Genomic DNA, 2,150 nt, shown 5'->3' with positions numbered 1-2,150 from the left:
AGTATGATTATTCTTTCTTTTCGACAAGGGTCTACAAAAATCCTATTGGTTCCGGCTCGTCCGGGTTAGGCTGTGAAGGAATATGACTAAGCCTGTTGAGGCTTGACCGTAATCTCCAGCTTATTCGCTGTAGCGTACACCATGCTGATGAATGTTTTTAATGTGCGATATCCTCGAGCTTTCCGTTTCGATGCTTGCACCAAGCTGTTGAGTCCCTCAAGAAGTCCGTTTGTCATTTTGCTTTGAAACCATCGAAGAATACCGGTTTCGTGCTTTTTGATGGTTCTCCCTACGTCTGCCATCGGGGTTAAACGACTATGGATCGCCCACTGAATCCATTCATGTAGATACACGTCAGCCAAAAGGGCTGATACGGTCCAAAAATCTTGGAGGGCAAGTTTCAGGCGATAAGCTCTTGCGGTCTTTAAATTCATATCTTTCAGTTTCGTCAAACTTTCTCGTTGATGTTCCAGCAGCTTATTTTCATTACGTAACCAAAGGTATTTCGTTTTATTGAGTTCTGGGATCTGCTTTTGTTCTTCCTTTCGAACTTGGTCGACTGCTTCATTGACCATCTTCATCACGTGAAATTTATCGAAGGTAATGTGAGCGCCAGGGAAGTATTTTTCGATGCCCGCAATAAAAGCGAGAGACATATCGCAACAGAATTCCTGAATCTGCGAACAAGAAACTCCCTTTTGCTCAAGGAACCTTTGTAGAACAACCAAGACATCGGATCCCTTGCCTTCGGTGGCAAAGATCACCTTTTTGGTGTCCATGTCAACGAACAGGGTAATGTATTGGTGACCACGGCGGCTTGAGGTTTCATCCAGTGCAATTCGTTTTACGTGCGATATATCCATTTCATCCATCGTACGGTTTACATAATAGTGAAAGATGCGCCACAACCGGGTGTCGTGCTCTCCGACTTGACGTGCCACAGCCGCTACGGGCATCTCTTTCATCAAAGACAGAACAAACGACTCAAAAAGCCATGTAAATCCCGTTGCAGGTCTCGCCCAGTTGACCTGAACTGTGGAGATTTTCTTGCAGGTTTTGCACTCAATGCGAGGAAGACGGGCATGAAGGAATGTTTTGTACTGGAAAAAGTCCAAATGTCTCCAAGTACGATTTGGATTCACGACATCATATACTTTGTTGCCTGTGCGGCCACAAACCGGACAAGGAAATGTGGCTCCCCGAGGGAAATCAAGGGATACATGCAACTCACCGGCATTTTTATCAAATTCGCGATGGGAAACGAACCAAGGATCTTTGATCCCTAACGCCTCTTGAAACAGATCCAACTCTTTTTGATGCTCTACCACAGGGTCTCACTCCAGATTCATGTTTAATAGGCTATTAGCCATTATTGACCCTGTTGAAAACCCATAAACCCACATTGTTTAGCGAGGAAGCAAAAAACTACGCTCAGCCAAAGGGATTTGTTTGTTCCTAGCGAGCATGTTGGCGCCGGGGCATTCAGATCCAGACGATGGACGGATTGTTGACAGTTGCCTGTTCGTGGATTATAACGACACGCTCGCCAACTGTCCGGACGGAAAACTCCTTGTCTTTTCGAATCTTATAAGACAAGACAGTGATGGGCAGATTGATACACTCAAGATTCACGAATACGATTTTCCAAAAATTACAGATGGTTACTACAACCACTGTTCAGATAAAATGGCATTGGCTTCGATTTGTACATAAGGTGGTGAACAGTCCTACATATCGATCAATGGTTCTGGTTCCTGATCTTCTCTTTTTCAAGTGATTGTTCTAAATTTTTCTTATTTTTTGTTTTTTGTTTGTTAGGAGGAGTTTTATGAAAATGCGAAAGTTCGGATTACGAATTGTCGTGATTCCGATTTTGTCACTCGGACTTGTTTTGAGTCCCATTCCTGGACTTTCAAAACTGACAAAGGCCGGAGAAGCGGATTCTCCTGTAACGGTCCCGAAAACAGTTCAGGAGCCGAAAAGTGATGTTTCATTCACATCGCCACGGCAGGGTCCGCAAGAGTTGGAGCAGTTTCGGACGGCCACATCGAAACGGTATGTAAACCCGGATGGTTCATTCACCGAAACCCGGCTTCGACAGTCCGTAGATGTACAAACCGCCACGAGCCCAATCAGGACAAGGGAAGCGG

At 44.9% G+C, this 2,150-nt stretch carries 2 protein-coding genes; one reads left to right on the top strand and one right to left on the bottom strand.

Annotated features, from left to right (window positions below; translation table 11 throughout):
• Positions 1–86: 86 nt before the first annotated feature.
• The gene (locus tag ACFO8Q_RS14730; RefSeq protein WP_380026573.1) at positions 87–1,328 is read right to left on the bottom strand and encodes an ISL3 family transposase; all 1,242 of its coding nucleotides are present in this window, start codon (positions 1,326–1,328) and stop codon (positions 87–89) included.
• A gap of 500 nt (positions 1,329–1,828) precedes the next feature.
• Between ACFO8Q_RS14730 and ACFO8Q_RS14725 the strand changes: the two genes are divergently transcribed.
• A partial coding sequence (locus ACFO8Q_RS14725; protein ID WP_380026572.1) for a hypothetical protein occupies positions 1,829–2,150 on the top strand: 322 nt, incomplete at its 3' end.

This window comes from Effusibacillus consociatus, assembly GCF_042652925.1.
Lineage (GTDB): Bacteria > Bacillota > Bacilli > Tumebacillales > Effusibacillaceae > Effusibacillus > Effusibacillus consociatus.
The sequence above is the reverse complement of the archived record's forward strand: the minus strand, read 5'-3'. Positions and strand labels throughout refer to the sequence as shown.